Raw genomic sequence first — 5,393 nt, 5'->3', positions numbered from 1 at the left:
GCCGGGATCAACGTATGCACCCGCCAGGGGTCGCTGCCGAAAATCGAACCGTCGATGATCTTGCGTGTTTCGAACTTCCCGATATCGACCGGCTCCAGACCGAGCCTTGCCGCGACGCAGACCGAAAGGAACCACAGATCGACCATACGCGGAAACGGGCTTTGGTCGATCACCGCATTGCCGCCGGTCTGGGAATAGCGTGCGAACGCGTCGTGGAATTCGACCGGCACGTGAATGTCGATCGCCTGGAATGGATTAAAGTACCGGTCTGCCATCTTCGTCTCTCCTTACGACACCATCGCCAACTGAACTGCGGCGTCCATCCTACGCTCGCAAAGCTGGCAGACCGACCAGCGCTCCTGGACGTGTTCGGCTTCCTGCAGGATTATCGATATGATCTTTCTGTCGTTTAGTGGCATCCCGTCACTGTCCCCTCACATATACGCAGCATCAACTAGCTCATGGATGACGGCAAGCGGCCCATCATCCCTGCCGGCATTCATGGCGAGTCTTGCAAATTCCTGCGCCCGTTTGAGTTCCGAGCGCACCAACGAGCGCGCATCAGGATCAAGGTCCTTGTCCATGTTGGGCGGGAGCGCCAAGAAATCATGAATCACGCTGTATTTCTTCCCGATGGCGCTGCAAGTGCGGAGTAACCGGCCGCGCCGCTGCACCCATTGCCGTTCGACGGTCGTGCTCGCTAGCACGTAGGCGCGGCAAATCTGGGGGATGTTGACGCCTTCGTCGAGAACCCGCTTGGCGGTAAGAACTTGGATTTCACCCTGCTGAAAGCTCTTGATGATCCGGCTTGTCTTCTTCCTGTCGGCCGTCTCCTCGGCAGTGAGCTGATGGAACAGCAAGGAACGATCCTGCAGGAGCCTGTTCACCTCATCGAGTTGGGCCGGGGCTTTGTCGGTCGCGTAGATCAGCGTGTGCCTGAGGCGCTTTAGGTCTTCCTTGTCCAGAAGCTGCGCAAGCAGCGCGATCTTTCCTTTGGCCGTCTCTAGAAGAGCGCGCCGGTCACGAAGTAGCTTGGCAAGAAAGTCGTCCGGCTTGCCGCCGTCGTCCCGCCAAGCGTTTTGCTTGATCTTTCCCGTCAACTCGAACCACGCGTCCATCTCGGCGGCACTCAGATAGACCGGATGAAGGTAGTACTCGTATTCGACAAGGCATCGTCCGATTGCCTCTTCGAGTGTAAAGCGGAACACCACCGAGCCGAAATAGGCAAAGAGCTTTTCAGTGCCGTCCTCATCGTATTGGCGCACCGGCGTTGCCGACAATCCCAATCGAAAATCATAGCATTCTGGCGGATTGTCGGAGAAAGAAGCACGGCCTAGATTGTGCGCTTCATCGGCGATCAGGAGCCGTGCGCAATCGAACCCGGCGATGATATCGGTGAACTCTTGCGTACACAGCGTATCGTGGCTCACCACAACCACTTCGGCTTCCGATATACCCGTCCTCAGGCGGCGGCGGACCTGCGAAAGCGCGCGCGCGCGCTGGCTTGCGCCGCCGACAGTCGTCAGGTTTACCGGCTTTAGCCCAAAGGGTTCGATTTCCTCGCACCATTGCTCGATCAAAGGCACGTAGGGTGCAGCAACAACGATCAGCAGCGGCTTGCGCGCCTCAAAGAGCCGGTGTGCGCAAATCATTGCGGTGATGGTCTTGCCGGAACCCGTCGCCATCTCCAAGACACCGCCGAAGCCCGCTTCGCACCATGCCTTGACGGCACGCCCTTGATGCTCAAACGTTCCTTCATCGTACTTGAGCCATGATGGAACCGAGAATGCCGTGGGGGTGGGCACAGGAACGGGCTCAGGCGGCGCTGGAAACCCCAGCTCCTGGGCCTTTTTGAATAGCGCCCTGCATTCGTCTTCGGTGGGCGGCTCGTCGCTGCCGTAGGTGCGCAGCAGGCCTTGCGTGATCGCCTCAGGCGCAGAGATGACCTTACAGCTGTCTTCGCGGTTATTCCAGAGCCGCTCAAACTGGTATCCGAGCTTCTCCGTGATGTAGCGTTGGTTCGCGTCCTCCCACGACCTCGAAACCGTAATCTGCTCGAAATTCTTGCGGATACCCGCAGCTGTCAGGTTGCTAGACCCGTGCGCGGCCATGACTTTGCAGTCTCCGGCGAACAGCCAGACTTTAGGATGGAAGAGGGCGTCTTCCATTATGGCGATCCGAATTTCGATCCGGCCCGCCCGGAGCAGGTGAGACAGGCAGCGCAGCGTATGACGCGCCAGCATGTCCTCGGTCACGATCAGATCTTCGAGCCGTTCAGCGGCGACAACCTCAGGCGACTTGGTCCCGTCGTCGATCGCGGCGCGGTCCTCAGGCCGCAGGAACGGGCTGACAATCAGGCGCAGCTTGCTATCGCCGCGGGCCAGGAAAGTCGCAAGCCCCGGGGCAAGTGATCCCAACACCGCGCTTGAAAAGAAGCCCACCATGCAATCGACGCTTCCCGCGGCGCGAAAGCCGGGAATGAGCACTTCTTCGGACAGCGGATCGGCAGGCAGGAAATAGAGGGGCCTGACCCCTTCAAGCGCGGACAACCCCGCCGCGCCGGCAACCTGCACAGGATCGTTCGCAGTTTTCGCCGTCTGTCCCGACGTTAATGCCACCCGCTCAAACTCCTATGCGGCGCGGTCTTCGCCCCGCCGCTCAATCATCAATACGTCGTCCTTGTCATGCCGGGCAACAAACTCGGCCGCCGCACGACGCATCATCCAGGCAACAGACAGTCCGCAGCTTTCCGCCAACTCGCGAAGGGCGCGGTAGTCATTCTCGTCCAATGTGACGGAAAGCCGGACACTGCGCTCGGCGCACTTGGGACGTGCCACCTTCGGGGCTCCCTATCTGTTTTTGCACCACTTATCACCAGATACACAGAATGATGCATATAAATCAAGGATTCTGTTAATCGGCGGCTCGTGGTGCTGTCGGCCGGAGCAGGGCCGCCGCTTGCGCGCCCATCGGCGCGGCACTAGTTCGTACGGCACCATTCTGCCGGCCCCCCTGATCGGGTCCGGAATCGCAAGTCACGCCGCTTTGCGGCTATCGGACTTGATGATGCCACCGAGCTGCCACTGGCAACGGATCAAGTCCTCGCGGGCGAGACGAAAATCGGCGCTGGTGGTTCGGACGGACCGAGCGGTTCTCCGGGCTGAGACTGGCTTACTGCGCCTCGCAAATGCGATGGATTCCGCGGCGATCCCGTGCCGAAGCCATCGACACGGGAGAGAGTTCGGTATTCGTTACACTTCCTCCGCCACTTGCCCCCGCGAAAGCGTTCTCCCGATCCGGTTGCAGCCGGATTTTTTCGTTGTTTTGGAGGGTTATGCGGGAGAGGCTGAGCACTGCTCCTGCTGCCAGGAGGCCCGGAAGCGGTCTCTCAGGGCCGATATTCTCCGGACCTGTTGACTGCGCTCGTTTGGTGAATTTCTTATAAGCCCTTGTAAGATAGCAAAAAAATCCAGCGTCCGAAATTGCTTGGATTGGAGTCGCGTTTGCGTCTGCCGCGACCGGGTTCGGAAACTCTCAGGCCATGGCCCTTTCCAACCTCTGCTTCCGACGCTCCCAATCGGGCATCACCTTGTCGAGCAGCTCGAAGAAGGCAGCACCGTGATGAGGCTCCGCCACATGGCAGAGCTCGTGGGTGATCACGTAGTCAATGGCGTCGACCGGCGCCTGCACGAGGCGGCGGTTCAGCAGCAGGCGTCCGGCCGGCGACATGGATCCCTGGACTTCCTGTCCGATAGCCGACCCGAACAGTTCCGAAATGTCGTCGATCGAGCCGTTGCCGTTGCGGTCCACCGCAAGCAGCCCATCGTCTGGCTTTACCCAGCCCGTCTGTTCGGCGAACCCGTCACCGTCCAAGTCGAAGTAGGCGTTGGAATTCGCACGTGAGACAAGTTCCACCCCGTCGCCGTCAAGGTCGATCACCAGCGGATCGGTGGGACGGGGGTTGAAGAGACCGAGAAGCTGCTCAAAAATACCTTCAAGCCCGACGCTCAAGACCCACCCAAGCCCGACGGCTGCTGCCACACCAACCGCTGCTGCGAGGACTGCGGGCGCCCCAAGGGCAGCCGCAACCCCGGCGCCAATAGCGAACCCGATCTCCGTGCCGATGTAGCCACCCAAAACGGCACCGACGAGACCAGCGACCTGCTGTGAAACGTTTCCGCCGTTGGCTGCTGCGTCAATTACCTCTGGCAACTCAAGAAATGCAGTCAGAGCAGCGTTCACACGGATTAAGCCATGTGAGAGAGCTTTTAGATCAACACCAGGGTACGAACGAGCAACGGCAGATGCGAGTTGATCGTGTAGGTCGTAAACGGAACCGACAATCGAAGAAATGCTGTCGGTAGACGGAAATGTTTCAAAGAAGTCGCTATAGATTTGATTTACGGAGACCGTAAGTTCACTTTGAATTGTTGTCATCTTTCCCTCCGAAACTTGCGTGGTGATTTAGAGCCGCTGGGAACAGCAAGAAGCCGCAAAGAGCAACAAGCACTATCAACAGCGGGCATGCTAGGAACAATGTGCCAATCCAGATCGATTTCCCCCCCAATCGAGGATTCTCATTGAAAACAATCGAAGCGCTATCTGGGACAATGAAGGTGAGCATGACTACGAGCACCAGAAATACTCCTGCCAGAAGTCGAACACTTTCAAGTTCCAGCTTCGGTATTGCCTTGAGTCCGACCAAGATGCGCCGAATGATCAGTGTTAGAAATATCGTCATGGAAATCATGATTTGGAAGAGTATTACCACAAGGAAACTGGCATAAGCATCAGCGAACGGGGCATAGCGAGGCGTAGCAGACATTCTGCCTATCTCAAGCCGCAGCCCACTTGGCAGCACCAAGTCTGCAAACTCTCTTCCAAAAAATATAAATCCAAGATTATGCAGAATGTAGTTTAATACACAGAAAGCCACTACGCACAACGTTACTATTCTCGCACCACGGGAAGCTCTCATCTCAGTGCTCATGGCTATTAGGTTATCGATTCATATAATTTCTTCTACCCGCCCCGGCCGTCGAAGCGAGAATCGAAACGGGCAATTGGAGGTTTATCTCCCATGCGTTTGATTCCGAGCCCAGACCTCGAATAGCCTAGGCACAGCGCAGGCGCCACTGCGCGAAACGAACACCCCGGCACTCAAGACACGAATACCCTTCCGATTGAATTGTGTGATCTGGAGCAACCTTTAGCGGCAGTGTCAAGCTGCCTCGCACCGTTGCAGCGGCACCTGCCAAACAGACCGTCCGACTGCCGTGTTTTCCTCTTCGGGCGGATTTACCCCCACCGCCGTTGCGGCGGATGTGCGGAGCGCGTTGTGGTGGCGTCCACCCCATGACATGGCGTTGGTCCGTCGTAAGCATTCGCCGAGA

5 protein-coding genes are annotated in these 5,393 nt (G+C 57.9%); all 5 read right to left on the bottom strand.

Annotated elements, in window-relative coordinates; all coding sequences use genetic code 11:
* The coding region (locus C5F46_RS15580) for a hypothetical protein (RefSeq protein WP_146160254.1) at window positions 1-275 on the bottom strand (275 nt) is incomplete at its 3' end.
* A 159-nt stretch (window positions 276-434) separates the two neighbouring features.
* Complete coding sequence (locus C5F46_RS15575) at window positions 435-2,618, bottom strand: DEAD/DEAH box helicase family protein (RefSeq protein ID WP_133618639.1); 2,184 nt, start codon at window positions 2,616-2,618, stop codon at window positions 435-437.
* A gap of 12 nt (window positions 2,619-2,630) precedes the next feature.
* Window positions 2,631-2,837, bottom strand: coding sequence for a ribbon-helix-helix domain-containing protein (locus C5F46_RS15570; RefSeq protein ID WP_107326228.1), 207 nt, complete (start codon window positions 2,835-2,837; stop codon window positions 2,631-2,633).
* Window positions 2,838-3,534: 697 nt separating this feature from the next.
* Entirely contained in the window at window positions 3,535-4,437 is a 903-nt protein-coding gene (locus C5F46_RS17155) for a M48 metallopeptidase family protein (RefSeq protein ID WP_235820197.1), read from the bottom strand.
* Window positions 4,418-4,978, bottom strand: a complete 561-nt coding sequence (locus C5F46_RS15560; RefSeq protein WP_146160253.1) for a hypothetical protein — start codon at window positions 4,976-4,978, stop codon at window positions 4,418-4,420. Before C5F46_RS15560 ends, C5F46_RS17155 begins: the two co-directional genes overlap by 20 nt.
* Window positions 4,979-5,393 lie beyond the last annotated feature (415 nt).

This window comes from Phaeovulum veldkampii DSM 11550 (assembly GCF_003034995.1).
Lineage (GTDB): Bacteria > Pseudomonadota > Alphaproteobacteria > Rhodobacterales > Rhodobacteraceae > Phaeovulum > Phaeovulum veldkampii.
This window is presented reverse-complemented; position numbering and strand designations above follow the sequence as displayed.

Bases quoted from the DNA above. Each gene is read 5' to 3' on its own strand.
- C5F46_RS17155 (WP_235820197.1), bottom strand. From the start codon at position 4,437: ATGACAACAATTCAAAGTGAACTTACGGTCTCCGTAAATCAAATCTAT.
- C5F46_RS15560 (WP_146160253.1), bottom strand. From the start codon at position 4,978: ATGAGAGCTTCCCGTGGTGCGAGAATAGTAACGTTGTGCGTAGTGGCT.